The organism is Serratia sp. LS-1, from assembly GCF_003719595.1.
Lineage (GTDB): Bacteria > Pseudomonadota > Gammaproteobacteria > Enterobacterales > Enterobacteriaceae > Serratia > Serratia ureilytica.
In genome coordinates this window covers 5081056-5106845 of sequence record NZ_CP033504.1, presented here as the reverse complement: position 1 = coordinate 5106845, position 25790 = coordinate 5081056, and the positions used below count along the sequence as shown (strand labels likewise).

General features: G+C 62.0%; 26 protein-coding genes and 3 tRNA genes. 8 read left to right on the top strand and 21 right to left on the bottom strand.

The window, feature by feature from the left end; translation table 11 throughout:
• Window positions 1–18: 18 nt before the first annotated feature.
• From deoB to EDY99_RS24285, 12 genes are all read right to left on the bottom strand, one after another.
• Entirely contained in the window at window positions 19–1242 is a 1224-nt protein-coding gene (gene deoB / locus EDY99_RS24340; RefSeq protein ID WP_123062149.1) for a phosphopentomutase, read from the bottom strand.
• Window positions 1243–1435: 193 nt separating this feature from the next.
• Complete coding sequence (gene deoA, locus EDY99_RS24335) at window positions 1436–2761, bottom strand: thymidine phosphorylase (protein ID WP_033651704.1); 1326 nt, start codon at window positions 2759–2761, stop codon at window positions 1436–1438.
• Between the two features lie 66 nt (window positions 2762–2827).
• Window positions 2828–3607, bottom strand: coding sequence for a deoxyribose-phosphate aldolase (deoC, locus tag EDY99_RS24330; protein ID WP_123062148.1), 780 nt, complete (start codon window positions 3605–3607; stop codon window positions 2828–2830).
• Window positions 3608–3977: 370 nt separating this feature from the next.
• The gene (locus tag EDY99_RS24325) at window positions 3978–5255 is read right to left on the bottom strand and encodes a NupC/NupG family nucleoside CNT transporter (RefSeq protein WP_004933076.1); all 1278 of its coding nucleotides are present in this window, start codon (window positions 5253–5255) and stop codon (window positions 3978–3980) included.
• Between the two features lie 184 nt (window positions 5256–5439).
• On the bottom strand, window positions 5440–6222 hold the full coding sequence (locus EDY99_RS24320) for a TatD family hydrolase (RefSeq protein WP_123062147.1): 783 nt from the start codon (window positions 6220–6222) through the stop codon (window positions 5440–5442).
• The gene (locus EDY99_RS24315) at window positions 6219–7337 is read right to left on the bottom strand and encodes a patatin family protein (RefSeq protein WP_033651706.1); all 1119 of its coding nucleotides are present in this window, start codon (window positions 7335–7337) and stop codon (window positions 6219–6221) included. The genes EDY99_RS24320 and EDY99_RS24315 overlap by 4 nt, the downstream gene beginning before the upstream one ends.
• A gap of 10 nt (window positions 7338–7347) precedes the next feature.
• Window positions 7348–7533 (bottom strand): hypothetical protein, encoded by a 186-nt coding sequence (locus EDY99_RS24310; protein ID WP_004933086.1) that lies wholly within the window; start codon window positions 7531–7533, stop codon window positions 7348–7350.
• A 68-nt stretch (window positions 7534–7601) separates the two neighbouring features.
• Window positions 7602–7763 (bottom strand): DUF1328 domain-containing protein, encoded by a 162-nt coding sequence (locus EDY99_RS24305; RefSeq protein ID WP_004933089.1) that lies wholly within the window; start codon window positions 7761–7763, stop codon window positions 7602–7604.
• Between the two features lie 161 nt (window positions 7764–7924).
• A complete protein-coding gene (gene osmY, locus EDY99_RS24300; protein WP_033641790.1) occupies window positions 7925–8539 on the bottom strand; it encodes a molecular chaperone OsmY in 615 nt (204 codons plus the stop codon).
• A 516-nt stretch (window positions 8540–9055) separates the two neighbouring features.
• On the bottom strand, window positions 9056–10645 hold the full coding sequence (gene prfC / locus EDY99_RS24295) for a peptide chain release factor 3 (RefSeq protein ID WP_033641789.1): 1590 nt from the start codon (window positions 10643–10645) through the stop codon (window positions 9056–9058).
• Between the two features lie 151 nt (window positions 10646–10796).
• A complete protein-coding gene (gene rimI, locus EDY99_RS24290; protein WP_033641788.1) occupies window positions 10797–11240 on the bottom strand; it encodes a ribosomal protein S18-alanine N-acetyltransferase in 444 nt (147 codons plus the stop codon).
• Entirely contained in the window at window positions 11185–11622 is a 438-nt protein-coding gene (locus tag EDY99_RS24285) for a DNA polymerase III subunit psi (RefSeq protein ID WP_033641787.1), read from the bottom strand. The genes rimI and EDY99_RS24285 overlap by 56 nt, the downstream gene beginning before the upstream one ends.
• A 146-nt stretch (window positions 11623–11768) precedes the next feature.
• Here EDY99_RS24285 and rsmC point away from each other — a divergent pair, with 146 nt between their 5' ends.
• The gene (gene rsmC, locus EDY99_RS24280) at window positions 11769–12809 is read left to right on the top strand and encodes a 16S rRNA (guanine(1207)-N(2))-methyltransferase RsmC (RefSeq protein WP_122004215.1); all 1041 of its coding nucleotides are present in this window, start codon (window positions 11769–11771) and stop codon (window positions 12807–12809) included.
• 51 nt (window positions 12810–12860) lie between these two features.
• Here the strand turns inward: rsmC and EDY99_RS24275 are convergent, their stop codons facing one another.
• Window positions 12861–13853: an aldo/keto reductase gene (locus EDY99_RS24275; RefSeq protein ID WP_047025178.1), complete on the bottom strand. Its 993-nt coding sequence runs from the start codon at window positions 13851–13853 to the stop codon at window positions 12861–12863.
• Window positions 13854–13971: 118 nt separating this feature from the next.
• Between EDY99_RS24275 and EDY99_RS24270 the strand changes: the two genes are divergently transcribed.
• From EDY99_RS24270 to EDY99_RS24255, 4 genes are all read left to right on the top strand, one after another.
• Window positions 13972–14916, top strand: coding sequence for a LysR family transcriptional regulator (locus EDY99_RS24270; protein WP_089195449.1), 945 nt, complete (start codon window positions 13972–13974; stop codon window positions 14914–14916).
• Window positions 14917–14988: 72 nt separating this feature from the next.
• Window positions 14989–15075 (top strand) — tRNA-Leu (locus EDY99_RS24265).
• Window positions 15076–15111: 36 nt separating this feature from the next.
• Window positions 15112–15198, top strand: a tRNA-Leu gene (locus EDY99_RS24260).
• A 42-nt stretch (window positions 15199–15240) separates the two neighbouring features.
• Window positions 15241–15327, top strand: a tRNA-Leu gene (locus EDY99_RS24255).
• An 89-nt stretch (window positions 15328–15416) separates the two neighbouring features.
• Here the strand turns inward: EDY99_RS24255 and EDY99_RS24250 are convergent.
• The gene (locus EDY99_RS24250; RefSeq protein ID WP_116286794.1) at window positions 15417–15701 is read right to left on the bottom strand and encodes a DUF1435 domain-containing protein; all 285 of its coding nucleotides are present in this window, start codon (window positions 15699–15701) and stop codon (window positions 15417–15419) included.
• A gap of 259 nt (window positions 15702–15960) precedes the next feature.
• On the opposite strand from EDY99_RS24250, the gene EDY99_RS24245 reads away from it, so the two are divergent.
• Entirely contained in the window at window positions 15961–17040 is a 1080-nt protein-coding gene (locus EDY99_RS24245; RefSeq protein WP_123062146.1) for a GGDEF domain-containing protein, read from the top strand.
• Between the two features lie 45 nt (window positions 17041–17085).
• Here EDY99_RS24245 and EDY99_RS24240 read toward each other — a convergent pair whose 3' ends face one another.
• The gene (locus EDY99_RS24240) at window positions 17086–17682 is read right to left on the bottom strand and encodes a TetR/AcrR family transcriptional regulator (protein WP_123062145.1); all 597 of its coding nucleotides are present in this window, start codon (window positions 17680–17682) and stop codon (window positions 17086–17088) included.
• Window positions 17683–17818: 136 nt separating this feature from the next.
• On the opposite strand from EDY99_RS24240, the gene EDY99_RS24235 reads away from it, so the two are divergent.
• Window positions 17819–19015 carry an MFS transporter gene (locus EDY99_RS24235; RefSeq protein WP_060659973.1) on the top strand — a complete coding sequence of 399 codons (1197 nt, stop codon included), beginning with the start codon at window positions 17819–17821 and terminating at the stop codon, window positions 19013–19015.
• A 10-nt stretch (window positions 19016–19025) separates the two neighbouring features.
• Here the strand turns inward: EDY99_RS24235 and EDY99_RS24230 are convergent, their stop codons facing one another.
• The gene (locus EDY99_RS24230; protein WP_033651358.1) at window positions 19026–19937 is read right to left on the bottom strand and encodes a LysR family transcriptional regulator; all 912 of its coding nucleotides are present in this window, start codon (window positions 19935–19937) and stop codon (window positions 19026–19028) included.
• Between the two features lie 108 nt (window positions 19938–20045).
• Between EDY99_RS24230 and EDY99_RS24225 the strand changes: the two genes are divergently transcribed.
• Entirely contained in the window at window positions 20046–21248 is a 1203-nt protein-coding gene (locus EDY99_RS24225) for an MFS transporter (protein ID WP_123062144.1), read from the top strand.
• 1 nt (window position 21249) lies between these two features.
• Here EDY99_RS24225 and fucP read toward each other — a convergent pair whose 3' ends face one another.
• The 5 genes from fucP to EDY99_RS24200 are packed head-to-tail and all read right to left on the bottom strand — an operon-like array spanning window position 21250 to window position 25785.
• Complete coding sequence (gene fucP, locus EDY99_RS24220) at window positions 21250–22479, bottom strand: L-fucose:H+ symporter permease (protein ID WP_116286731.1); 1230 nt, start codon at window positions 22477–22479, stop codon at window positions 21250–21252.
• A gap of 40 nt (window positions 22480–22519) precedes the next feature.
• Window positions 22520–22879, bottom strand: a complete 360-nt coding sequence (locus tag EDY99_RS24215) for an L-rhamnose mutarotase (protein WP_096242793.1) — start codon at window positions 22877–22879, stop codon at window positions 22520–22522.
• The gene (locus EDY99_RS24210) at window positions 22876–23652 is read right to left on the bottom strand and encodes an SDR family oxidoreductase (protein WP_116286732.1); all 777 of its coding nucleotides are present in this window, start codon (window positions 23650–23652) and stop codon (window positions 22876–22878) included. The genes EDY99_RS24215 and EDY99_RS24210 overlap by 4 nt, the downstream gene beginning before the upstream one ends.
• Window positions 23630–24493 (bottom strand): amidohydrolase, encoded by an 864-nt coding sequence (locus tag EDY99_RS24205; protein WP_060659977.1) that lies wholly within the window; start codon window positions 24491–24493, stop codon window positions 23630–23632. The genes EDY99_RS24210 and EDY99_RS24205 overlap by 23 nt, the downstream gene beginning before the upstream one ends.
• Before the next feature lie 14 nt (window positions 24494–24507).
• Entirely contained in the window at window positions 24508–25785 is a 1278-nt protein-coding gene (locus tag EDY99_RS24200; protein ID WP_123062143.1) for an L-fuconate dehydratase, read from the bottom strand.
• Between the last annotated feature and the right edge of the window lie 5 nt (window positions 25786–25790).

The following is a 25790-nucleotide window of genomic DNA, read 5'->3' as shown; positions in this document are numbered from 1 at the left end:
CGGCTTGAAAGACAGGGCTTAGAACAGGGTCTTACCGTAATCCATCGGCGACAGGCCAAAGTAATTGGCGACGGTCTGGCCGATGTCGGCGAAGGTCTCGCGGTGGCCCAGCGAACCCGGTTTCACTTTCGGGCCGTAAACCAGCACCGGAATGTGCTCGCGGGTGTGGTCGGTGCCGCTCCAGGTCGGATCGCAGCCGTGGTCAGCGGTGAAGATGATGATGTCTTCGTCTTTCACCAGCTTCAGCAGTTCCGGCAGGCGGCGGTCGAACAGCTCCAGCGCGGCGGCGTAGCCCGCCACGTCGCGACGGTGACCGTAGGAGGAGTCGAAGTCCACGAAGTTGGTGAACACGATGGTGTTGTCGCCGGCCTTTTCCATTTCGATCAGGGTCGCGTCTAACAGCGCGTCGATGCCGGTCGCCTTCACCTTCTTGGTGATGCCGACGTTGGCATAGATGTCGGCGATTTTACCGATCGACACCACTTCGCCGCCCTTCTCGTCCACCAGCTTTTTCAGCACGGTCGGCGCCGGCGGCTCTACCGCCAGATCGTGGCGATTGCCGGTGCGCTGGAAGTGGCCCGGCTTGTCGCCGACGAACGGACGCGCGATCACGCGGCCGATGTTGTAACCGCCTTCGGTCAGCTCTTCACGCGCGATTTCGCACAGCTCATACAGGCGCTCCAGGCCGAAGGTCTCTTCGTGACAGGCGATCTGGAATACCGAGTCGGCGGAGGTGTAGAAAATCGGCTTGCCGGTTTTCATGTGCTCTTCACCCAACTGATCGAGGATCACGGTGCCGGATGAGTGGCAGTTGCCCAGGTAGCCCGGCAGATTGGCGCGCTCCACCAGCTTATCCAGCAGCGCCTGCGGGAAGCTGTTGTGCTCGTCCTTGAAGTAGCCCCAGTCGAACAGCACCGGCACGCCGGCGATTTCCCAGTGGCCAGACGGCGTGTCTTTACCGGAAGAGAGCTCGCTGGCGTAGCCGTAGGCGCCGATGATGTCGGCGTTGCGATCCAGCCCCTGCGGGAAGTTGCCGGTCGACTCTTCCGCCGCTTTGCCGAGGCCCAGACGGCTCAGGTTAGGCAGCGTCAGCGGGCCCTGACGGCCCACGTTGGCCTCACCGCGCGCGCAAACCTCGGCGATGTGGCCCAGGGTGTCGGAACCCTGATCGCCAAAACGTTCGGCGTCTTCGCTGGCGCCGATGCCGAAGGAGTCCAATACCATAATAAATGTGCGTTTCATCTGTGCTCTCCTGCGTGTTCTCACGCTATTGCGACCGCAAAACTGCAATCGCCCTTATTCTCTAAATTTATACCCAATGGATTTCAAGTTGTAGCTAGGCGGCTAGCGCGTGTATCCCCAGGAGCTTACTCAAGTAAGTGACTGGGGTGCACGCGTGCAGCCAACAACGCTACGGCTTGAAAGACGAGGGTCATCACGCTTGAGTGATGCGCTTATACACCACCGGCGTCGCTTCCGGCGCCTTGTCGCTCAGCGTCATTGCGCTGCGCACCGCATCGGCCGCCTGCTGCCAGCTCTCTTCATCGTTGGCGTGGATCATCGCCAGCGGCTGCTGGGAATCCGCCGTATCGCCCAGGCGCGCCATCTCGGTCAGGCCAACGCTGTAATCGATGGCGTCGCTCGCCCGACGGCGGCCGCCGCCCAACGACACCACCGCCATGCCCAGCGCACGGGTATCCATGGCGCTGATGATGCCCGGCTTTTCAGCATACACCGGCTTGCTCAGCGTTGCCGCCGGCAGATAGCTATCGTAGCGTTCGACGAAGTCTATCGGCCCCTGCTGCGCCGCCACCATGCGGCCAAACACCTCCGCCGCCTTGCCGTTATCCAGCACAGCCTGCAGCTTGGCGCGCGCGTCGGCCTCGTCTTTCGCCAGGCCGCCGGACAACAGCATCTCTACGCTCAGCGCCAGCGTCACTTCCAGCAGGCGCGGGTTGCGGTATTCGCCGGTCAGGAAGCGCACCGCTTCGCGCACTTCCACCGCGTTGCCGGCGCTGGAAGCCAGCACCTGATTCATGTCGGTCAGCAGCGCGGTGGTCTTGCAGCCCGCGCCGTTGGCCACGCCGACGATCGCCTGCGCCAAATCTTGCGACAGGGCATAGGTCGGCATAAAGGCGCCGGAGCCGACCTTCACGTCCATCACCAGCGCATCCAACCCTTCCGCCAGCTTCTTGGCCAGAATGGAGGCGGTGATCAGCGGGATAGAATCCACGGTGGCGGTGATATCGCGGGTGGCGTAAAAACGCTTGTCCGCCGGCGCCAGCGAGCTGGTCTGGCCGATGATCGCCACGCCGACGTCCTGAATGATTTTGCGGAAGGCGTTATCGTCCGGGAAAATATTGAAGCCCGGAATGGCTTCCAGTTTGTCCAGCGTGCCGCCGGTATGCCCCAGGCCGCGGCCGGAGATCATCGGCACATAGCCGCCGCAGGCCGCCACCATCGGGCCGAGCATCAGCGAAGTCACGTCGCCCACGCCGCCGGTCGAGTGCTTGTCGACGATCGGGCCGTTCAGCGCCAAACTCTTCCAGTCCAGCACGGTGCCGGAATCGCGCATCGCCATGGTGAGCGCCACGCGCTCCGGCATGCTCATGTCATGGAAATAAATGGTCATCGCCAGCGCGGCGATCTGCCCTTCCGACACCACATTGTCGCGAATGCCGTTGATGAAAAAGCGGATTTCCGCTTCGCTTAACGGCTGGCCGTCGCGTTTTTTACGAATAATTTCTTGAGCCAGGAACAAGGCATCCCCCTGTGTCGCCGAGAGTCGGTGCAGACGGGCGCGCCTGGCGCCCGCCAACGATATCGATCAGTAGCCGCCGCCGGCGGTCTGGGTTTGGTGGCCCAGCGCGGCCAGCAAGCTGGCCAGCAGGCTGGAAGCGCCAAAGCGGAAATGCCGCGCGTCGGCCCACCCTTCGCCCAGAATACGATCGGCAAGTTGCAGATAATGCAGCGCGTCTTCCGCGGTGCGCACGCCGCCGGCCGGCTTGAAGCCCACCGTCTTCGCCACGCCCATATCGCGGATCACTGACATCATCAGCTCGGCGCTCTCCAGGGTGGCGTTGACCGGCACCTTGCCGGTGGAGGTCTTGATAAAGTCGGCGCCGGCCTTGATGGCGATCTCGGACGCCTTGCGGATCAGATCGGCCTGCTTCAGCTCACCGGTTTCGATGATCACTTTCAGCAGCACGTTGGCCGCCTGGCAAGCCTGTTTGCACTGTTTCACCAGCTCGAAACCGACCTGTTCGTTGCCGGCGATCAGCGCGCGGTAAGGGAACACCACGTCCACTTCATCCGCCCCATAGGCGATGGCCGCGCGGGTTTCCGCCAGCGCGATGTCGATATCGTCGTTGCCATGCGGGAAGTTGGTCACGGTGGCGATACGGATGTCCGGCGTGCCTTGCTCGCGCAGCGCCTTACGCGCCACCGGGACAAAACGCGGGTAGATGCAGATGGCCGCCGTGTGGCCGGCCGGGCTGTTGGCCTGACGACAGAGGGCGATCACTTTCTCGTCGGTGTCATCATCGTTCAGCGTGGTTAAATCCATCAAGTTCAGCGCACGTTGCGCTGCTGCGGTTAATTCGGTCATAAAACTCTCCAACTGAGTACCTGGGTGTTGGCGAGCGGACTTGGTTCCATGAAGATAGCGCAGGGGAACGGCGTTCCCGCGGCGGCAACTGAGATCCTTCTCACCGCACATGGCCACCCGCCTTGCGGCCGGCCAGTAATAGCTATTTGAACACGAATGCCGGGGGCGATTCGCGTTCATCGTCACACTATATGAAATAGCACTGTAACAGACCGGAATTATATGTGAAGAACATCACAAAATAACGCGATATCGTTCACAAATTCGCTAAAGAAGCGGCTGAAGATCGCGGATGCGGCAAGCACCCGCGTTGCTTAGAGTATAGGCGGAGTCCCGCGATCGGTCGCGCCGACGCGGGCTCAGCGAGGGCTTACAGCGCCAGGAAGAAGCCGGCGATGGTGGCACTCATCAGGTTGGACAGCGTGCCCGCCGCCACGGCCTTCAGACCGAAACGCGCGATGTCATGGCGACGGTTGGGTGCCATGCTGCCCAAACCGCCCAGCAGGATCGCCACCGAGGAGAGGTTGGCAAAACCGCACAGCGCAAAGGAGATGATCGCCTTGGTGTGCGTTGACAGCACCTGCAGGCCTTCCGCCGCCACCACATCGTCCGGACGCAGATAGGCGCCGAAGTTCATATAGGCGACAAACTCGTTGACGATGATCTTCTGGCCGATAAACGAACCGGCGGTCATCGCTTCACTCCACGGCACGCCAATCAGGAAGGCGATCGGCGAGAACACCCAGCCGAGGATCAGCTCGAGCGACAGCTGCGGGTAATCGAACCAGCCGCCGATGCCGCCGAGAATGCCGTTGAGCAAGGCGATCAGCGCGATAAACGCCAGCAGCATCGCGCCGACGTTCAGCGCCAGCTGCATGCCGGAAGCCGCGCCGGAAGCCGCCGCATCGATCACGTTGGCAGGACGATCCTCTTCGGCGATCAGTTTCATCGCATCGTCTTTATCGTGGGTCTGCTCGGTTTCCGGCACCATCAGCTTGGCGAACAGCAGCCCGCCCGGCGCGGCCATGAAGGACGCGGCGATCAGGTATTCCAGCGGCACGCCCATCTGCGCGTATCCCGCCAGCACCGAACCGGCCACCGAAGCCAGGCCGCCGCACATCACGGCGAACAGTTCTGACTGGCTCATGGTGGCGATATACGGACGCACCACCAGCGGCGCTTCGGTCTGGCCGACGAAAATGTTGGCGGTCGCCGACAGCGATTCGGTGCGCGAGGTGCCCAGCAACTTGTGCAGGCCGCCGCCCAGCACGCGGATCACCAACTGCATGATGCCGAGGTAGTACAGCACCGCAATCAGCGAGGAGAAGAACACGATCACCGGCAGGACGCGCAGCGCGAACACGAAGCCGCCGCCGCCAAACACCTCGAACATCTTGTCGGAAACCAGCCCGCCGAAGATGAACGAAATGCCCTGATTGCCGTAAGCGATAACGTTTGCCACGCCGTTAGACATACTGCCGAGGATGCTGCGGCCCAGCGGCACGTACAGCACCAGCGCGCCGATACCGACCTGAATGATGAACGCCCACACCACGGTGCGCAGTTTGATGGCCCGACGGTTGCTGGAGAGCAGCACCGCAATGGCGATCAGCACCGCCATCCCGACCAGACTCATGATGAGTTGCATGCAAAGTTTCCCTGTTGCAAAAAATAAAATACATCCCTGCTCATGAAGAGAGGTCTGCTATTGGAGAGTTTCGGGGGGGATTATACTGAGCGAGGTCACCCTCGCACCGATTTATGTCACAAATGTATACAACGAGACGCAAATGAAAATCTTATAACGTGACGCAAGTCACGTTATGCAGACCTCAATTCGGAATGGCGAACAGCGCTTGGGTATTGCGTTGCAGGTGGGCGGCTATCACGTCGGCCGGTTCCGGCCGCAGTTCACACAGCGCGTGAAACACCTCGGCGGCGCGCTCGGGGCGGTTCGGCTGCCCCTGATAGCCGACCAGCGGCATGTCCGGCGCATCGGTCTCCAGCAGCAGCGCCTCAAGCGGCAGCTGCGCCATCACGGCGCGCGTTTTCTGCGCCCGCTCATAGGTGATGGTGCCGCCCACGCCGATGTAATAGCCGAGGCGGATAAACGCCTGCGCCTGCGACAGGCTGCCGGCAAAGCCGTGCACCACGCCGCGGCGCGGCAGCTGCATGCGCCGCAGCGCGGCGGCCAACTGGTCGTGGGTGCGGCGCGAATGCAGGATCACCGGCAGGTCATGCTGTTTCGCCAGCTTCAGTTGGGCCAGCAGCACGCTTTGCTGCCGCTCGAACTGTGGGTTATCCATATACAGATCGAGCCCGATCTCCCCCACCGCCACCAGCTTGTGCGGCCGTTCGGCCAGCAGCGCCGCCAACTGTTCCAACTGCGGCTCATGATGCTGCGCGATATACAGCGGGTGCAGCCCCAGTGCGGCGAACAGCGGCGCATGCTCCTGCGCCAGCCGCAACACCCGCGCGAAGCGATCGGCGGTGACGGTCGGGATGATGATGCGCTTTACGCCGGCGCTTGCCGCCCGCGCCAGGCTCTCGGCCTCATGCCCGGTAAAGGGCGGGAAATCGAAATGGCAGTGGGTGTCGGTAAAGGCGTAACTCACAGCGCCCCCCCTTCACCCGGCGGCAGATCGCCCGGCAGGATGATTTTCGGCGCCGCTACCGCCGCCTCCGGCTGCGCCGCCCGCTCGGTGGGCATGGCGATGTCGGTCACGATCGGCGAAGGCATTCTGACGTTCTCCGGCTGGATCAGGCGGCGCGACAACGCTTTTCGCACCTTCATGCCGTCGGGTTCCTGCTGCGCCATCCACTGGCCGACGGTGGCCAGGAAGTAGCGGCCGCAGCGGCGCCCCAGGTGATAATCCTGATTGAGCGCCCCCAATCGGCTGCCCAGCGCATTGCTGGCCAGCGGCTTCGGCGGGAAGATCTCGAAGATGCGCAGCTTGCCCGGCGGCTTTTCGATAAAGCGCTGGATGCGGTGATAGCTTTGCTCGTGATGCTGCAGGATGCGCACCATCTGCTGCAGGCTGCTGTCGCTCAGCCAATGCTCCATGCGCTTCATCCACTGCGGGGTGTAGTACATTTGCGAAGGCACGGTGCGGATCACCACGATGGTGTCGGCGCCGCGGCGATAGGCCTCTTCCACCGGGATCGCATCGCTGATGCCGCCGTCCTGATAGCTGACGCCGTCCAACTCCACGCCCTGACGGTAGAAGCCGGGAATGGCGCTGGACGCCTTGATGGCCGGCAGCCAGCGTTCGCGCTGCGCCGGCAGATAGGTCGGTTCGAAATCGTCGCTGCGGCAGGCGCACAGCAGGAATTCGCGCCCGTCGGTAAAGTGCTGTTCCGCCACGTCCATCGCCAGTGGCATCTGCGCCGCCGCCGTATCAACCAGCCAATCGAGATCGATCAGATGCCCGCCGCGCACGAAGCGCAGCGGATTGAAGAACTGTGCCGAAGTGGTGTAACGGGTGATCACCCGGCGCGCGTAGCCCATCTGCCCGCAGATATAGGCAGACAGATTCTGAGCGCCGGCCGATGTGCCGATCAGCAGATCGAAAGGGTTAAAGCCCGCGCGCTGAAACTCGTCCAGCACGCCGGCGGTGAAAATGCCGCGCTGGCCGCCGCCTTCGCAGACCAACGCCATTTTTCCTGGTCGAAAAGGTTTAGACGCCAGCGGTTCTATATTGCCGAGCGTGATGGGTATTCTGTATCCCAACTTGGCATCCTCAGTGAGACGTTTTCTCCGAGGATACCGCGTCTCGCTCTCTTCCGTAATCCTCTTGCAGCACGCCGACGAGGAAATCATTGCTGCCGGCCAACCAGGCACCATCGCTGCCGGACCATTCGGCCCAAGCCTGCCATACCTGACCTTTCAGCTGTTTCCAGCGCCCGACGATGATGTCGCTGTTCATGGCCGGCCCTCCCCGACGTGAGAAAAGGAATTAAGCTTTGTTACAGTTTGCAGGAAAATGCCTGCCGGCTAAGGGCGCCGACGGCCGGTGAACAGACTGACCAGGAACAGGATGATGCCGACAACGAACACGACTTTGGCGGCCCAGGCGGCGGTGCCCGCCAGCGAACCGAACCCCAGTGCCGCAGCGATAAGCGCGATGACTAAAAAGATAATGCCCCAACGAAACATAAGCTTCTCCTTACCATTGTGAAAAAATTCGCTGCCGTCTACCGCCCCGACAACGGGACATCGACGGCAAATCAGTTTCTTTTTTTGGTGGTACACGTCGGGCCGCCTTGACGGCCCGACAGATGCGGCTTGTTGTTACTTGTTACGGGCGCCTGGCGGGATTACTGCTTGACCACCAGGTCGTTTTTCACGCTTTTCACGCCGTCGATAGCCTTGGCGATGCTTTCGGCACGCTCAGACTGCGCCTGCGTTTTCACTTCACCGGAAAGCTGCACCACGCCATCGGTGGTTTCCACTTTCACATTGCGCGACGGCACGATGTCATCGGCCAGCAGCTTGGCTTTCAGCTCGCTGGTGGTGGCGGTGTCGCCGGCATACGATTTGATCGACTGGTTGGCTTCATCTTTCACGTGCAGCTTGTCGCTGACGGTTTTGACGCCTTCCACCTTGCCGGCAACCGCAACCGCATGCTCCGCCTGCGCCTGGCTGCCGACAAACCCGCTCAGGATCACGGTGCCTTTTTCGGTTTTCACCGAAATGTCAGTGCTTTTGATGCTCTTATCGTCCACCAATGCACTTTTAACTTTAGCCGTTATCGCGCTGTCATCCATGTAACCGTCAACTTTTTTCATGGAGCTATCGATTTTGGCACCGGCACTGTCCGCGGCGTTAGACGCCTTGTTGAGCAGACTGTCTTCGGCCAGCGCAGTGCCGCTCACCAAAGCAGAACCCAAAACAACAGCCATCAGCGAGTGTGCAAATTTGGTCTTTTTCATCGATCTCTTCCTTTTGTTGGGGGCCCCAGCGCCAGAGCGCCGGAACCCTTCAGCCGCCTTCACGCGGCCTCTCGGTAAATACTTCATCATCGCTATACGATTAAGCGTTCACGACAGGAATATTGCAACCGCCGTGCCAACTCCATAAACACCTTAAAAATCAAACAAAAAAAGCGTTGAGTCGGATTTTTAATCAAAAAACTGTCGCCTATTGACGACAGACCAAGTGACACGAAACGGCAAAACAGTCATCTCATTGATATTTAAGGAAACAGACTGTCTCCTATCGGCAACACATCAGAATAACTCACCAAACAATCAGCGTATTACAGTGATTTACTCTCAAGCAATGTGCGGACATCTCGTTAAAGATAGACCATGCGGCGGAAAACGCAGGCCAATCGCGTCTCGCCTGGGCGACATCGATTCGCAGGATAAAATATGAGGAAGATTTATTAATTAGCGGAGTGAGAATACGGGGAACTGGCAGGGCGCACCAGGCGCCCTGCCGATGTATCAGTGTTCGCGGGTCTTGCGGAAGGTCACGTCAGGATAGCGTTCCTGCGTCAGGTTGAGGTTCACCATGGTCGGCGCGATGTAGGACAGGTTGTCCCCACCGTCCAACGCCAGGTTGATCTCGTTCTTGCGCTTGAACTCTTCGAACTTCTTCACGTCGTCGCACTCGACCCAGCGCGCGGTCGACACGTTGACCGACTCATACAGCGCTTCCACGTTGTACTCGCTCTTCAAACGCGCCACGACCACGTCGAACTGCAGCACGCCGACCGCGCCGACGATCAGATCGTTGTTGGCGATCGGGCGGAACACCTGCACCGCGCCCTCTTCCGACAGCTGCACCAGCCCCTTCAGCAGCTGTTTCTGCTTCAGCGGATCGCGCAGGCGAATGCGGCGGAACAGTTCCGGCGCGAAGTTCGGGATGCCGGTGAACTTCATGTCTTCACCTTGGGTGAAGGTATCGCCGATCTGAATGGTGCCATGGTTGTGCAGACCGATGATGTCGCCCGGATAGGCTTCTTCCACGTGCGAACGGTCGCCGGCCATAAAGGTCAGCGCGTCGGAGATCACCACGTCTTTGCCGGTGCGCACCTGACGCAGCTTCATGCCCTTCTCGTAACGGCCGGACACCACGCGCATAAAGGCCACGCGGTCGCGGTGCTTCGGATCCATGTTGGCCTGGATCTTGAACACAAAGCCGGTGAATTTCTCTTCCGCCGCCGTCACTTCACGGGTGTCGGTTTTGCGCGGCATCGGCGCCGGCGCCCAGGCCACCAGACCGTCCAGCATATGATCCACGCCGAAGTTACCGAGTGCGGTACCGAAGAACACCGGGGTCAGCTCGCCGCTCAGGAACGCCGCCTGATCGAACTCGTGGGAAGCGCCCTGCACCAGCTCCAGCTCATCGCGCAGCTGCGCCGCCAGATCTTCGCCTACGGCGACATCCAGCTCCGGGTTGTTCAGGCCCTTGACGATGCGCACTTCCTGAATGGTGTGGCCTTTACCGGTCTGGTACAGGTAGGTTTCATCCTTGTACAGGTGATAAACGCCTTTAAACAGCTTGCCGCAGCCGATCGGCCAGGTGATAGGCGAACAGGCGATTTTCAGTTCGCGCTCGACTTCGTCCATCACTTCCATCGGATCGCGGATGTCGCGGTCCAGCTTGTTCATGAAGGTCAGGATCGGCGTGTCGCGCAGACGGGTGACTTCCATCAGCTTGCGGGTGCGATCCTCAACGCCCTTGGCGGCGTCGATCACCATCAGACAGCAGTCCACGGCGGTCAGGGTGCGATACGTATCTTCGGAGAAGTCCTCGTGCCCCGGGGTATCCAGCAGGTTGACCAGGCTGTCGCGATACGGGAACTGCATCACCGAGGTGGTGATCGAGATCCCACGCTGCTTTTCCATTTCCATCCAGTCGGATTTGGCGTGCTGGCTGGAGCCGCGGCCTTTTACCGTACCGGCGGTCTGGATCGCCTGTCCGAATAGCAGCACTTTTTCGGTAATGGTGGTTTTACCGGCATCGGGGTGCGAGATGATGGCGAAAGTTCTTCTTTTGGAGACTTCGCGGGCAAATTCACTAGGAGACATGGTTTTCAGGTTCTACGGTTAGTCCGCCCTGCGACATCATCAGAACGCGCCGATCGCGGCGCCGGGCAAAGCGGTGAATAAAAGATAACAGCCGGGCATTTTCGCCGATTTGCCAACCGGTGACAATCAATGCTTTTTCCGGCCGGGCTGATTACCCCAGCGGCAACGCCATCACGATCGCGTCTTCGCGGCCGTGGGCGCTCGGGTAATAATTGCGGCGCACGGTGACTTCGTTGAAACCGAGATCTTCATACAGCGCGATCGCCGCCTGGTTGGAGGCACGGACTTCCAGCCACAGCGTGACCACGCCGCGGCTCTCCAGCTGTTCGATCAGCGCGTTGAGCAGCAGGCGGCCAAAGCCCCGGCGCTGGTGCTGCGGATGAATGGCGATGTTGAACAGCGTGGCTTCGTCCAGCACGATCTGCGTGATGGCGAACCCCGCCATCTCCCCATCGGCGCTCAGCTTCAGGTTAAGGTAGCGATCGCCCTGATTGCTGGCAAAGGTGGTTTCCGTCCAGGGGAAAGCGTGGCTGGCTTGCTCAATGTTGAAGGCCGTGGCCAGGTCGGCCGCCGTCAGGGTAGAAATCGTGTTCATGATGACAAATCTGCTGCCAGAGGGCGCGTTTGGCCCCCGCGTCTTGGGAAAGCTCGGCCAGCGCCGGGCTGTGTAGCTGCGCGCCGGCGACCGCGAGCGGTTCCGTCACGCCCAGCCGCCAACTGTTGCATGCGGTCTCTTCAGGCAGCATCGCCACCTGTTCCGGCGTCAGGCTGTAGGTTTGCGCCGGCGTCAGCCCCAGGCTGCGCAGCACGTCGCAAAACAGCGGATCGTCGGGCGCCGGCTGCGTCTGCGCCACCACCAGCAGGCGCGTCTCGGGCGGCAGACTGACCGCCACTTCGCCCTGCAACACGCCCGGGCGGCGCAATGTCCACTGCGTAATACCCAGTTGTTGTAACAGCCAGTCGCGTTTTGATGCCATGCCGATTCCTACCCGTTGTGGTGCGCCATGCCTGCCATGCGCCGCGCTATGCTAACAAACCCGCGCAGCCCGCGCCAACAAACCCGTCGAACATATCGCCACAAAGCTCTATAATCCCCGGTCTCATTTCCAGGAGCCAATATCTGATGTCTGCATTAACCCCCGCCAGTGAAGTCATGCTGCGCCACAGTGATGAATTTATCGAACGCCGCGTGCTGTTTGCCGGCGACCTGCAGGACAGCCTGCCGGCCCAATTCGAGGCCGCGGACGTGCGCGTCCACACTCAGCAATACCATCACTGGCAGTTACTGAACCGGACGATGGGCGATAACGTGCAGTTCGGTTTGACCGTCGATCCCGCTTTCGTCGCCGACTGCGACACGCTGGTTTACTACTGGCCGAAGAGCAAGCAGGAAGCGCAATTCCAGCTGTGCAACATCCTGGCGCTGCTGCCGGTGGGCGCGGACGTGTTCGTGGTCGGTGAAAACCGCAGCGGCGTGCGCAGCGCCGAGCCAACGCTGGAAGGCCACGTCACGCTGGTGAAAATCGACAGCGCGCGCCGCTGCGGCCTGTATCACGGCCGCCTGGACGCGCAGACCGAGTTCGACCTGAACGACTGGTGGGACAGCTATCAGCTGCACGATCTGGAAGTGAAAACGCTGCCGGGCGTGTTCAGCCGCGACGGTCTGGACGTCGGCAGCTCGCTGCTGCTGTCGACGCTGGAAAAACACATGAAAGGCAAGGTGCTGGACATCGGCTGCGGCGCCGGCGTCATGGCCTCGGTAATGTCCAAGCTGTCGCCGAAAGTCAAATTGACCCTCAGCGACGTCAACGCCGCCGCGTTGGAATCCAGCCGCGCGACGCTGGCCGCCAACGGCATCGAAGGCGAAGTGATCGTCAGCAACGTTTACTCCGACATCACCGGCCGTTTCGATATGATCATCTCCAACCCGCCGTTCCACGACGGGCTGCAGACCAGCCTGACCGCCGCCGAAACCCTGATCCGCGGCGCGGTGAAGCACCTGCCGATCGGCGGCCAACTGCGCATTGTCGCCAACGCCTTCCTGCCATACCCGGACATTCTGGACGCCACCTTCGGCAGCCACGAAGTGCTGGCGCAGAACGGCCGCTTCAAGGTGTACCAGGCGACCGTCGGCCGTCCGCCGCGCGCGCCGAAGAAGAAATAATTCGCCGTTGGCGGAAAACGACAGAGCGCGGCCTGCAGGCCGCGCTTTTTTTTAACCGTTGATGTAGGTCATCGACTCCGCGCCGTAGCGATCGCCGGCCGCCGCGCTCAGCGGGAACACCGCTTCAATCGCCGCCAGCTCAGCCGCGCTCAGCGTTATCTCCGCCGCCGCGACGTTCTCTTCCAGGTAACGACGGCGTTTGGTGCCGGGGATCGGCACGATGTGTTCCCCCTGCGCCAACACCCAGGCCAGCGCCAGCTGCGAAGGTTTAACGCCCTTCTGCGCCGCCAGCTCGCTCACCTTCTCCACCAGCGCCAGATTGCGGCTGAAGTTTTCCCCCTGGAAGCGCGGGTTGCTGCGGCGGAAGTCGTCCTCGGCCAGATCCTCCGGCCGCTGGATAGCGCCGGTGAGGAAACCGCGCCCTAACGGGCTGTAGGGCACAAAGCCGATGCCCAGGCGCTCGCAGGCCGCCAGCACGCCCTGCTCGGCGTCGCGGGTCCACAGCGAATATTCGGTCTGCAGCGCGGTGATCGGATGCACCTTGTGCGCCCGCTCCAGCGTGGCGACCGACGCCTCGCTCAGGCCGATGTGGCGGATCTTGCCTTCGCGGATCAGATCCGCCATCGTGCCCACGACGTCCTCGATCGGCACCTGCGGATCGACCCGGTGCTGATAATAAAGATCGATCTCCTCCACGCCCAAGCGCCGCAGGCTGCCCTCGACGGAGCGCCGGATATACTCGGGCCGGCTGCTGACGCCGCGCGCCGAAGGATCCGCCGGATCGCGCAGGATGCCGAACTTGGTGGCCAGGAACACCTGTTGCCGTTTGCCTTTGATCGCTTCCCCCACCAGCTCTTCGTTGGTGTGCGGGCCATACATGTCGGCGGTGTCGAGCAGCGTGACGCCCAGCTCCAGCGCCCGGTGCAGCGTGGCGATGGCTTCCTGCCGATCGGCGCCGGTGGAGTAGAAGTCGCTCATGCCCATGCATCCCAACCCCAGGGCGGAGACGACGGGACCGTGGGAACCGAGTTTACGTTGTTGCATTGTGCTGCCCTCATGCGGTGAATGGATAACGCAGCAAAGTCTGGTTGTTTACGCGACAAAGATAAATAATGCAGATTGCACATCACTGTTCAAAAATCACCAACAATCCGGAGTGGACATGGATCAGGTTCAAGCCATGCGCATTTTTACCCGCATCGTCGAACTGGGCAGCTTCAGCCGGGCGGCCGAACGCCTGCAGCTGCCGCGCGCCACGGTCAGCAACGCGCTGAAACGGCTGGAACAGCGGCTGGGCGTACGCCTGCTGATCCGCACCACCCGCCAGGTGCAGGTGACCAGCGAAGGCAGTCTCTACTATCAACGCTGCGTGCAGTTGCTGGGCGCGCTGGAGGAGGCGGACACGCTGTTCAGCCACCATAAGCTGCAGCCGTCCGGCAAAGTGCGCATCGATATGCCCCATTCGCTGGCGCGCGAGGTCGTCATTCCGGCGCTGGACGACTTCTACCGGCGCTATCCCGACATCACGCTGGCGCTGGGCGCCAACGACACCCACGTCGATCTGCTGCGCGAAGGCGTGGACTGCGTGCTGCGCGCCTGGGAAACCGAAGACGACAGCCTGGTGGCGCGGCGGATCGCCCAGCTGCCGCAGGTCACCTGCGCTTCCCCCGCTTACCTGCAGGCCCAAGGTACGCCGCTCGACATCGATAGCCTGGCGCCGCACCGCGCGGTGGGGTATTTTTCGCTGGCCAGCAACCGCGATTACCCGCTGGAGTTTTGCCGCGGCGGCAAGCTGGAACTACGCGAACTGCCCGCCCGGCTGAGCGTCAGCGGCGCCGACGCCTATATCGCCGGCGCGCGTGCCGGCATGGGATTGATACAGGCGGCGCGCTATTCGCTTGCCCCTTGGCTGGAACAGGGCGAACTGGTGGAAGTGCTGGCGGAAACGCCACCTCCGCCGATGCCGATTTACATCATGTATCCGCCCGGCCGTTTCCTGGCGCCGCGGGTCAGAGTGTTGATTGATTGGCTGATTTGGCTGTTTGACCAGCAGAAAAGCGGCGATATGGCTGTTTTTCCAGCAAACGCCCGCAAAGCGGGGAAATAACTGTTGACGTGTCCGCCAAAATCTCTAGAATTCGCCTCCGTGGTAACGTTACTCCGGTAATGTTTCTGGTACGCGAAGGTGGCGGAATTGGTAGACGCGCTAGCTTCAGGTGTTAGTGTCCTTACGGACGTGAGGGTTCAAGTCCCTCTCTTCGCACCAAATAACCACATGATTTATATTGCACTCAGCATCGATGCGAAGGTGGCGGAATTGGTAGACGCGCTAGCTTCAGGTGTTAGTGTTCTTACGGACGTGAGGGTTCAAGTCCCTCTCTTCGCACCACGCTGGCGACGTAATATAAATCAAAGCAACAACATCGACTGTGCGAAGGTGGCGGAATTGGTAGACGCGCTAGCTTCAGGTGTTAGTGTCCTTACGGACGTGAGGGTTCAAGTCCCTCTCTTCGCACCAATTGATGATCTCTCCGGTAGTTCCTTCGAAAAAATCCCAATGCATTGATGATAAACACGCCTAAGCGTGGTTTTGCCGTTTCCGGCGTTTCACCCGAAGCTGAAGTTGAGGCTGATTGCCGCCAGGCCGCCCGCCAGCGCCATACAGGAAGGCAGCAGCAGATAGTGGCGCAGCCGGCTGTTGAACAGCATCACCAGCGTGGCCAACATCGCTATCACGATCAGGGTGCGCAACTGCACCATATCCAGGTCGATCAAGGCCAGCAGCGGCATCAGCGCACAAGGCAGCAAAACGCCCCAGGCGCTGGCCAGGCGATCCCCGAGGCACCAACTGACGCCCCACAGCCCGCACGCGGCAATCATGGCGGTGAGCATGACAACCCCCTTCAAGTGATAATGATAACCAATATCATATAACACTTTTTTGGCCGCCGCATCATTTTCACTGCGCTGACCAAACCCAGATGACACCAGCATGAAAAAATGATAATTTGACATAAGAAAATTCCTAGTCCTGTTTGCATGATAATAATCACAATCCTCAACCATGCAATTCAAGTGGATATTCGCGCCAAAGGAATGCTTCTCAACCTTAATTATTCGACAGAACGACTTTGCAAAGAGTGACCTCCGTATGAACGCCCGTTCTTATCAGGAATTACTGAACAGCAAGCAGCGCCTGGCATTATTTCTTTTTCTGATAATGAATGCCGCCTCTTCCGTATTTACATTATTGTTCCCTTTTAGGGATACGCCCGCATTTACCCTACCTTTATTATGTATACCGCTATTTTGTTTGGTAGCGGCGCTATTGTCCCTGCAAACGCCACGCAAATACTTGTGCAAACTCAACCTGTTCGCCGGCGTGCTCGGCCTGCTCTGGGCCGCACATATTTACGTTAAAAGTCAATATTGCCTACCGAATAACCAAGATTTTTTATTAATTAGTTTGTTTAGCATCTTTTTTATCAGCGCTATTTCCCTGACGGACAACTTTACCGCCTTTTGTTTACACGCCGTGCCTTCCACAATGGTGATCCTGGCTTTAGACGGCATGCATAATACCCTGCGGATATTATTCACCACGCTATTACCTATTATCGCTTTCTCCATCCACCACCTGATGTTGAAACGCAGTGAAATCTTTACTCACGCGCTGGTGGCCAACCTGTATAACGAGCGGGATAAATTCAATAATTTGAGCATGATCGATCCTCTGACCGGCCTTTATAACCGGCGCGGGCTGGAGAATAAGATCACGATGCTGCTGGAACCGCAAACCGGCCATCATTACGTGCTGTTGCTGGATATCGACCACTTCAAGGTCTATAACGACAGCTACGGCCACGCCATGGGCGATCGGGCGTTGGTGCAGGTGGCGGTCGCCATCCGCGATGCGGTGCGTTCGCGCGACATCGTGGTGCGTTACGGCGGGGAAGAATTTTTGGTGCTGCTGACCAACGTGCACGAAGGCTACGCGGCGCAGCTGGCCGAACGGGTGCGCCAGCGGGTGGCGGAGCTGAACATCCCGCACGGCGCCAGTCCGCAGCACAGCGGCACGCTGACGCTCAGCGCCGGCATCTCCGCGTTGGAAAAACTGGACATCGAATCGGCGATAGGCGCGGCCGACGCCGCGCTCTATCTGGCGAAGCACAGCGGCCGCAACAATATTCAGCTGGCGCAAAACGTCGAGCCCGCTGCCGTTCACTCTTAAGCCGCCGTGGTAACGGCGCGGCGGCTGACATCAACACTTATACGGCTATACGGCGGTGGAACACAGCCCGTTCAGCAACAGGTTCAAACTGGCCAAGGCTTGTTCCAGCCCCACGTCTTTTTCCGGATGATGGGCGACCCACAGCGCGGCATCCATCAGGCCGCCGTTGATTAAATGCGCCAGCGCTTCCGGATCGGCAACGGCGATACGCCGCTGCGCCATCAATAACTCCAATGCGCCCGTCATCCAGCTGATGCACGCCAGCTTGCTGGCCCGCAGATATTCAGCTCCCAGCACCGAAGGTGAATCACGCAACAGAATGCGTTGCGCTTGCGGCTCCGTCATCATGATCAGATAACTGCGGCAACGCGCCGCAAAAGCCTCCCAGTCATCCGCAGTACTCGCGGTTATCTCAGCCAGATGCGCATCCATCTCCGCATCTATCGCCTGCACCACCGCCAGGAACAGCCCCTTTTTATCGCCAAAATGGTGATAGAGCGCGCCGCGCGTCAGGCCGGCCTGGGCGGTGAGATCATCCATCACCGTTTCGGCATACCCCACGTTGCCGAATTGCAGGCGGGCCGCCGCCACCAGCTTTTGTCGGGTTTCTTCAATCATTTCGGTACGCGCTTTACGTGCCATGGGTTCACTCCCGCCTCGTTATTGATGACGTTATAATTGACATACGCTATGTATGTCAATTAACGTAACATACGTGGCGTATGTCAATGATGGACATTGAGCGAATACCGAGCCGCAACATTCCGGAGCCCATTTTATGGCAAATCCTTATTTCAAACTGTTCACCGCCCCGGGCAGCAAGGCGTTTTCCTCTGCCGGGCTAATCGCGCGCCTGCCGGTCTCGATGACCGGCATCGGCATCATTACCATGCTCTCGCAGGTACGCGGCTCCTATTGGTTAGCGGGCGCGGTGGCGGCGACGTTCGCCTTTTCCATGGCGCTGCTCGCGCCGCAGATCGCGCGCGCAGCGGATCGCTTCGGCCAACGCCGAGTGCTGCCGTATGCCACCGGGACCAGCGCGATCGCCCTCTTGCTGCTGCTGATTTGCACTCGCTGCCAGGCACCGGATTGGGCGCTGTTCGTCTTCGCCGCGCTCGCGGGCGGCATGCCCAGCATCTCCGCGATGGTCAGAGCTCGCTGGAGCGAAATTTATCGCGGCACGCCGCAGCTGCACACGGCATTTTCATTCGAGTCGGTGTTGGACGAAGTCGCCTTTATCATCGGCCCGCCGATCGCCGTGGGGCTCAGCGTTTCACTTTTCCCAGAAGCCGGCCCTCTGGTGGCCGCGCTGCTTCTGGTGGCGGGCGTCACGGCATTCGCCTTGCAAAAAAGCACACAGCCCCCGGTTTACACCCGCAACAGCGAGCGGCAGCGCGCCATCCTGGCTATGCCGTCAATGCAAATTCTGGTGCTGGCGCTGATCGCCCTGGGCACCATTGTCGGCACCGTGGACGTCATCAGCGTGGCCTTCGCCGAGCAGCAAGGCCAGCCGGCCGCCGCCAGCATCGTGCTGTCGGTTTACGCGTTTGGCTCCTGCCTCGCCGGGCTGATTTTCGGCGCAATGAAGATCCCCGTCCCCTTGCCCCGCCTGTTCTTATACGCGGCGTTCGCCACCGCATTCACTACCCTGCCGCTGCTGTGGGTGCACAATGTCTTGACGCTGGCGGCGGCGATGTTTGTCGCCGGACTGTTTTTCGCGCCGACCATGATCATTGCCATGGGGCTGGTTGAAAACATCGTGCCCCCCGCCAGGCTGACGGAGGGATTGACCTGGATGGTCACCGGTCTGGGGATAGGCGTGGCGTTCGGCGCAGCCCTGGCGGGCCTGGCGATCGACGCTGCGGGGATAACGGCCGGCTTTGGCGTCACGCTCACGGCCGGCCTGGTCGTACTGCTGGTGGCGGCCGGCGGCTATCGCCTAATGCGGCGAACGCTGGCCTTGAAAGCGGCGTGAACCGCCTGCGCTAAACGGTTTCCCAAATCGCCTTGCCCTGCCAGCGCCGTTCGATCGCCGCCAGAAACAGTTTCACTTTGGGGGAGAGATGGCGTCGGCTGGGATAGACGGCGCAGATCGGCGGCCCCGGGCGACAATAGCGTTCCAGCACCGGCACCAGCGTGCCGGCCGCCATCTGTTCACCGACCAGAAACGCCCCTACCTGACACAGACCGGCCCCGGCGACGGCTGCATCCCGCAATGCCTCGACGTTGTTGAAACGCATCCGGCCGCGCACCGGCTGTTCGTGCAGTTGGCCGTTAACCCGATAGCGCCAGGGCGCCGGCAATCCCTGGTGGCTGAAGACCAGCGTCTCGTGATCGCCCAGCGCCTCCGGTGTCGCAGGCGTGCCGTAGCGCGCCAGATAGTCCGGCGCCGCGCAGGTGATCAGGCGGTGCGGCGCGAGCACCCGCCGCACCAGCCGACTGTCGTCGCTGCCGCCGACGCGGATCGCCACGTCGATACCGTCGCGCACCAAATCGCTGTAATCGTCGGAGAAGCTGACGTCGGCGTCCACCTCCGGCCACTGCGCCAAAAATTCCCGCAGAATCGGCAAAATATGCAACCGCCCCAAAGAGACCGGCACATCCAGCCGCAGCCGCCCGCGCGGGGTTTGCCGCCGCGTATTGAGCGCCGTTTCCGCCTCTTCGGCCTGCGACAGGATGCGCTGCGCATATTCGTAAAACACCGCGCCGTCTTCGGTCAGGCTGACGCTGCGCGTGGTGCGTTGCAGCAGCCGGGTCGCCAATCGCGCCTCCAATCGGTTCACGCATTTGCCCGCCGCCGATCGGGAGATGCCCAGTCTCTCGGCCGCCAGCGTGAAGCTGCAGGCGTCGGCGACGCGAATGAATACCAGCAGGTCGGTCAGGTTATCCAACGGCATAGACGGTATATTAGCCACGATTTGTCCCCAATGTTGCGCATTCAGGCCAGTTTATCAGCCATTTTGGCGCGGATACACTGAGGTTCTTCATCTGTTGGGAGAGTCATTATGAGTGCCTTACACGCCGACGGCGGCGCAAAAGCGTGGCTGGCGACCTTCGCGGTCGGCCTGTCCACCTTTACCGTCGTCACCGCAGAAATGCTGCCCGACGGGCTGCTGACCCCGATCGTCAGCACCCTGAACGCATCGATCGGCCGCGCCGGGCTGCTGATTTCCCTGCCGGCCCTGTTCGCCGCGCTGTTCGCCCCGCTGGTGGTGCTGGGCGCCCGGCGCACGGACCGCCGCAACCTGCTGGCGGGCTTTCTGCTGCTGCTGATCGCCGCTAACCTGCTGACCGCCGCCGCCACCTCCCTGGCGCTGCTGTTCGCCGCGCGCATCCTGCTGGGTTTTTGCATCGGCGGTATCTGGGCCATCGCCGGCGGGCTGGCGGAACGCCTGGTGCCGCCGGCCTCCGTCGGATTAGCGCTGTCCATCATCTTCGGCGGCGTAGCGGCGGCCTCGGTGTTCGGCGTGCCGCTCGGGGTATTCCTCGGCGAAGCGCTGGGCTGGCGCATGGCGTTTCTGGCGGTCGCCGTTCTGGCGGCGCTGACCCTGCTCCTGCTGGTGTGCGTGCTGCCGCCGCTGCCGGTCACGCAGGCGATCGGCTGGCGGTCGTTCACCGCGCAACGCGCGAATCGCCGGCTGCTGACCGGGCTGCTGCTGACGTTTCTGCTGGTCGCCGGTCACTTTATGGCTTACACCTTTGTCCGTCCGCTGCTGCAGACGGTCTCCGGCATCGAGAGCCGCTGGGTGGGGCCGCTGCTGTTCACCTACGGCATCGCCGGCCTCGTTGGGAATTTTATCGCCGGCCAGGCCGCCGCCAAACGACTGCGCCGCACCCTGGCGCTGATCGCCCTCGGGCTGGCGCTCGCCGTCCTGCTGCTGCCGCTGCTAGGCCACACGCCGCTGAGCGGCGGCGCCTTCCTGCTGCTGTGGGGCATCGCCTACGGCGGCGTTTCCGTTGCGCTGATGGCGTGGATGCTCAAGGCGGCGCCCGATGCGGCCGAGGTCGCCTCTTCACTGTATATCGCGCTGTTTAACCTGGCGATTTCCTGCGGTTCGCTCGTGGGCGGGCTGGTGGTGGATACCGGCGGCCTGACGATAAACGGCGCGCTGTCCGGCCTGGTGCTGCTGCTGGCGTTGGCCATCCTGATGGGGACCCGGCGGCAGATGCCGAAAACGGTGGCGAAAGCCGATTCGCCGCCGGGGTGAATCAGGCGCGGCGCTGCCGCAGGCCGTAGACCAACACCACCGCGAAGCACAGCAGCGGCAGCAGATAAGAGAGCGCGGTGCTGTAACGGTCGGCCAGCGCCCCCATAAAGTACGGCATGATGGCGCCGCCGACGATCGCCATGATCATGAACGAGCTGGCGCGCTTGGTGTGCTTGCCCAGATTTTTCACCCCCAGGGCGAAAATGGTCGGGAACATGATCGACATAAAGAAGAACACCGCGATCAGCGCCACCACCGAGATACCGTCTACGCTCAGCATTACCACGCCGCACAGCGCGATGTTGATCAGCGCATAGACCGCCAGCAGCGTCGCCGGTTTGACCCGTCCCATCAGCCAGGTGCTGAAGAAACGTCCGACCATAAAGCAGATCATGGCGATCGACAGCAGGTAAGAGGCGCTCTGGTTAGACACCTCGCGCCAGTGCTCGGTGGCGTAGTTGATGAAGAACGCCCCCACGCCCACCTGCGCCGCCACGTAGAAAAACTGCGTGATGACCCCGCCGACGAAATGCGGATGCTGCCACAACCCCTGCGCTATCACGCCGTGCACCGGTTTTTCCTCTTCGCGGATCGCCGGCAGCCGGGTGCGGCTGAACAACAGCGCGATCAGCAGCACCAGCGCGGCGATCGCCACATAGGTCATCTTCACCGCGCTCTGATCGCCGCCGCCGACGGACTGGCCGGCGGAGAAGAACAGCGTGCCGCCGATCAGCGGGCCGATAAACTGCCCGAGGCCGTTGAACGACTGGGCCAGGTTGAGCCGCCGTTCGGCGCCCTGCGCGTCGCCCAGCACCGTGGCGTACGGGTTGGCCGCCGTTTCCAGGCAGCCCAGGCCGCTGGCGATAACGAACAGCGCGAACAGGAATACGCCGAAGCTGTTGGCCGACGCCGCCGGCACGAACAGCAGCGCACCCAGTGCATACAGGCACAGCCCGACCAGAATGCCCGCCTTATAGCCCTTGCGATCCATAAAGTACCCGGCGGGCAGCGCCACCAGGAAATAGGCGCCGAAGTACGCCGCCTGCAGCAGCCCCGACTGCGCCTTGGTGACGTGCAACGTCTCCTGAAAATGTTTGTTCAATACGTCCAGCAGGCCATAGGACAGCCCCCACATGAAGAACAGGCTGGTGACCAGGATAAAGGCCCAGCGCAGATTGGCGGTCACGGGGACGCCCGGCTGCGCGGAGGCCGCACTTTTTTCAGCAAGCATGGTGATACCCTCGTATCGTCTGGCGATGATGATGTTGGCGTTATTGCTGTTGCAGAGAGAAAATCCGCGCCATTTCCACCCATTTTTCGCCCTGCGGCGTCCAGGGGGTGGCGGCCTGGTAGTGCCACATCAGCGCTTCCCATCGCTGTACTTCGGGGTTGTTCAGGCTGGCGGCGTCAAAACGCGCGGCGTCGAAATCGGCGCTGACCTCCACGATCATGAACAGCCGGGTGCCCAACCGGTAAATCTCCATGTCCAGAATGCCGTGCTCGCGCAAATGCACGGCGATGCCCGGCCAAATGCGCTGATGATGCTGCTGGTACTCCGCAATCAGCGCCGGTGAGTCAATCAGATCGAGCGCCTGGCAGAAACGGCGCCGCCCTGCCGCCGCGCCGCTCACGTCAGCGCCCGATCGAGATGCAGGTAGCCGCCGTCCACCGACAGCCACTGTCCGGTGGTGTGTGATGACCGCGACGACAGCAGAAACGCCACGGTATCGGCGATCTCCTGCGGCGTCGTCATGCGCTGCCCGAGCGGAATGCGCGCGGTGATCTTCTCCATCTGCCGCTGCGGGTCGGCGAAGGTGTTGAGCCAGCGCTGGTACTGCGGGGTGATCACCTCCGCCGGCACCACCGCGTTCACCCGCACCCCGTCATGGCGCAGCGACACCGCCCATTCGCGCGTCAGCGCCAGCACCGCGCCCTTGGCGGCGGTGTAGCCGCTGGTGCCGCCCTGGCCGCTGAGCGCGGTCTTGGAGGCGATGTTTACGATGGCGCCCCGGCTCTCCCGCAGCGCTGCCTGGCACAGGTGCGCCATCAGGTAGTAGTGCACCAGGTTCTTTTCCAGCGAGCCGACGAACGCTTCACGCCCCGCCTCCAGCCCGACGCCGTCGTTGACCCCGGCGTTGTTCACCAGCCCGTCAATGCGGCCGAAGGTCGCCAGCGTCTGGCTGACCGCCCGGCGGCAAGCCGCCTCGTCGCACAATTCGGTGAGGATCACCCCGGTGCGCGGCTGCAGCCGCTGCAAATCGGCCAGCAGCGCCGCCTCCGGCGCGGCGTTGGTGACCAGCACCGGGATCGCCCCCTCTTCAGCCAGCACATGAGCAATCGCCGCGCCGATGCCGGCACCGCCGCCGGTGACCAGCACCACCTTATCTTGCAGATACAGATCCATAACCAGACTCCGTTAACCCGTAAATTCGCCGGGCGGTATCGCCCCAAATCGCCGCCTGCTCGGCAGCCCCCAGCGTCGACAGCGCCCGTTCGCACAGTTGCACCACCTGGCGGTAGTCGCCGGCCAGCAGGCACACCGGCCAGTCGGAGCCGAACATCAGCCGCTGCGGACCGAACGCCTCCAGCGCGGCGTCGAAGAACGGCAGCAGTTCCTCCGCCCGCCACCGGCCACCCGGCGCCTCGGTGCTCAGCCCCGAGAGCTTGCAGGCCACGTGCGGCAGCGCCGCCAACGGCCGGATTTGCTGCGCCCAGTGCCGCGCGCCGCGCGCGATGTCCGGCTTGCCGAAGTGATCCAGCACCAGCCAGTGTTGGTCGTGGCGGCCGGCAAACGCCGCCGCGGCCGCCAGATCCCGGTGCGTCACCAGGATCTCGTACACATACCCGGCACGCTGCAGCATTTGCATGCCGCGTTCCACCTCGGGCCGCGCCAGCCAGGCCGCCGGATCCGCTTCGTCCTGCACCTGATGGCGCACCCCGCGCAGCGCGCTGTAAGGTCGCCAGGCCTCCAGACGCTGCGCCAGCTGTGGCGCGGTGATATCCAACCAGCCCACCACGCCGCATACGCCCTCGCTCTGCTCAGCCAGCGCCAGCAGGGCCAGCGTCTCGTCCTCGCTGGGGCGCGCCTGCACCGCCAGCGCGCCGTCGAAGCCGTGTTCCTGCAACAGCGGCCGCAGCCGGGGCGGATCGAAATCCTGTCGCAGCACGCGCATCCGCTCGTCGATCCACGGGTAGTGCTGCGGGTGGTAGCGCCAGTAGTGCTGGTGAGCGTCGATGCGCGGCATGCGATCCTCCCGCCTCACCCGCGGAACCGATACTGCTCGATCGACGACGGATGCATCTCGATCGAGTAACCGGGACGGCTCGGCGGCATGTAGGCCGCGCCCTTGATCACACAGGGATCGACAAAGTGTTCATGCAAATGATCGACGTACTCGATCACCCGCCCTTCGTGGGTGCCGGCGATGCACAGGTAGTCGATCATCGACAGGTGCTGCACGTATTCGCACAGCCCGACGCCGCCAGCGTGCGGGCAGACCGGCAGCTGGTATTTGGCCGCCATCAGCATCACCGCCAGCACTTCGTTGACGCCGCCGAGACGGCAGGCGTCGATCTGCACCACGTCCACCGCGCCGCGCATGATGAACTGCTTGAACATGATGCGGTTCTGGCACATCTCACCGGTGGCCACCTTGACCGGCGCCACCCCTTCGCGGATGCGGCGATGCCCCTCCACGTCATCCGGGCTGGTCGGTTCTTCGATAAACCAGGGGTTGGCGAACGCCAGATGTTTCACCCACGGAATGGCCTCGCCCACCTCCCACACCTGGTTGGCGTCGATCATCAGCCGGCGATCCGGGCCGATCACCTCGCGGGCGATGCGCACCCGGCGGATGTCGTCTTCCAGATCGCGCCCGACCTTCAGCTTCAGGTAGGAGAAACCGGCGTCGACCGCTTCCTGGCACAGGCGGCGCAGCTTGTCGTCCGGGTAGCCCAGCCAGCCGGCGGAGGTGGTGTAGCAGGGATACCCCTCCTGCAGCAGCCGCTCCAGACGCTGCTCTTTGCCCTCGGCCCGCTGTTTCAGCAGCGCCAGCGCTTCCTGCGGCGTGATGCAGTCGGTGATGTAACGGAAGTCGATGCAGCGCACCAGCTCCTCCGGCGTCATCTCCGCCACCAGCCGCCACACCGGCTTGCCGACCGATTTGGCCCACAGATCCCACACCGCGTTGACCACCGCGCCGGTCGCCAGGTGAATGGCCCCCTTGTCCGGCCCGATCCAGCGCAGCTGGCTGTCGCTGGTGAAACGCCGCCAGAAGGCGCCCATGTCGGCGGCGATATCCTCCAGCCGCTCGCCAACGATCTGATGCTCCAGCGCGCGGATCGCCGCGCAGCAGATCTCGTTGCCGCGGCCGATGGTGAACGTCAACCCGTGGCCGCTGAGATCCGCGCGATCGGTCTCCAGGATCACGTAGGCGGCGGAATAGTCGGGATCCGGATTCATGGCGTCGGATCCGTCCAGCCCCAGCGACGTGGGGAAACGAATGTCTTCAACCCGCAGTGCGGTAATGGTGGTCATGGCGG

Bases quoted from the DNA above. Each gene is read 5' to 3' on its own strand.
- EDY99_RS24200 (WP_123062143.1), bottom strand. From the start codon at position 25,785: ATGACCACCATTACCGCACTGCGGGTTGAAGACATTCGTTTCCCCACG.
- EDY99_RS24275 (WP_047025178.1), bottom strand. From the start codon at position 13,853: ATGCAACAACGTAAACTCGGTTCCCACGGTCCCGTCGTCTCCGCCCTG.
- deoC (WP_123062148.1), bottom strand. From the start codon at position 3,607: ATGACCGAATTAACCGCAGCAGCGCAACGTGCGCTGAACTTGATGGAT.
- EDY99_RS24210 (WP_116286732.1), bottom strand. From the start codon at position 23,652: ATGGATCTGTATCTGCAAGATAAGGTGGTGCTGGTCACCGGCGGCGGT.
- EDY99_RS24250 (WP_116286794.1), bottom strand. From the start codon at position 15,701: ATGCTCACCGCCATGATTGCCGCGTGCGGGCTGTGGGGCGTCAGTTGG.
- EDY99_RS24305 (WP_004933089.1), bottom strand. From the start codon at position 7,763: ATGTTTCGTTGGGGCATTATCTTTTTAGTCATCGCGCTTATCGCTGCG.
- EDY99_RS24325 (WP_004933076.1), bottom strand. From the start codon at position 5,255: ATGCAACTCATCATGAGTCTGGTCGGGATGGCGGTGCTGATCGCCATT.
- EDY99_RS24225 (WP_123062144.1), top strand. From the start codon at position 20,046: ATGAGTGCCTTACACGCCGACGGCGGCGCAAAAGCGTGGCTGGCGACC.
- EDY99_RS24285 (WP_033641787.1), bottom strand. From the start codon at position 11,622: ATGGCATCAAAACGCGACTGGCTGTTACAACAACTGGGTATTACGCAG.
- EDY99_RS24205 (WP_060659977.1), bottom strand. From the start codon at position 24,493: ATGCCGCGCATCGACGCTCACCAGCACTACTGGCGCTACCACCCGCAG.
- EDY99_RS24240 (WP_123062145.1), bottom strand. From the start codon at position 17,682: ATGGCACGTAAAGCGCGTACCGAAATGATTGAAGAAACCCGACAAAAG.
- deoB (WP_123062149.1), bottom strand. From the start codon at position 1,242: ATGAAACGCACATTTATTATGGTATTGGACTCCTTCGGCATCGGCGCC.
- rimI (WP_033641788.1), bottom strand. From the start codon at position 11,240: ATGAACACGATTTCTACCCTGACGGCGGCCGACCTGGCCACGGCCTTC.
- EDY99_RS24235 (WP_060659973.1), top strand. From the start codon at position 17,819: ATGGCAAATCCTTATTTCAAACTGTTCACCGCCCCGGGCAGCAAGGCG.
- fucP (WP_116286731.1), bottom strand. From the start codon at position 22,479: ATGCTTGCTGAAAAAAGTGCGGCCTCCGCGCAGCCGGGCGTCCCCGTG.
- EDY99_RS24230 (WP_033651358.1), bottom strand. From the start codon at position 19,937: ATGCCGTTGGATAACCTGACCGACCTGCTGGTATTCATTCGCGTCGCC.
- rsmC (WP_122004215.1), top strand. From the start codon at position 11,769: ATGTCTGCATTAACCCCCGCCAGTGAAGTCATGCTGCGCCACAGTGAT.
- EDY99_RS24270 (WP_089195449.1), top strand. From the start codon at position 13,972: ATGGATCAGGTTCAAGCCATGCGCATTTTTACCCGCATCGTCGAACTG.
- prfC (WP_033641789.1), bottom strand. From the start codon at position 10,645: ATGTCTCCTAGTGAATTTGCCCGCGAAGTCTCCAAAAGAAGAACTTTC.
- EDY99_RS24245 (WP_123062146.1), top strand. From the start codon at position 15,961: ATGAACGCCCGTTCTTATCAGGAATTACTGAACAGCAAGCAGCGCCTG.
- EDY99_RS24310 (WP_004933086.1), bottom strand. From the start codon at position 7,533: ATGAACAGCGACATCATCGTCGGGCGCTGGAAACAGCTGAAAGGTCAG.
- osmY (WP_033641790.1), bottom strand. From the start codon at position 8,539: ATGAAAAAGACCAAATTTGCACACTCGCTGATGGCTGTTGTTTTGGGT.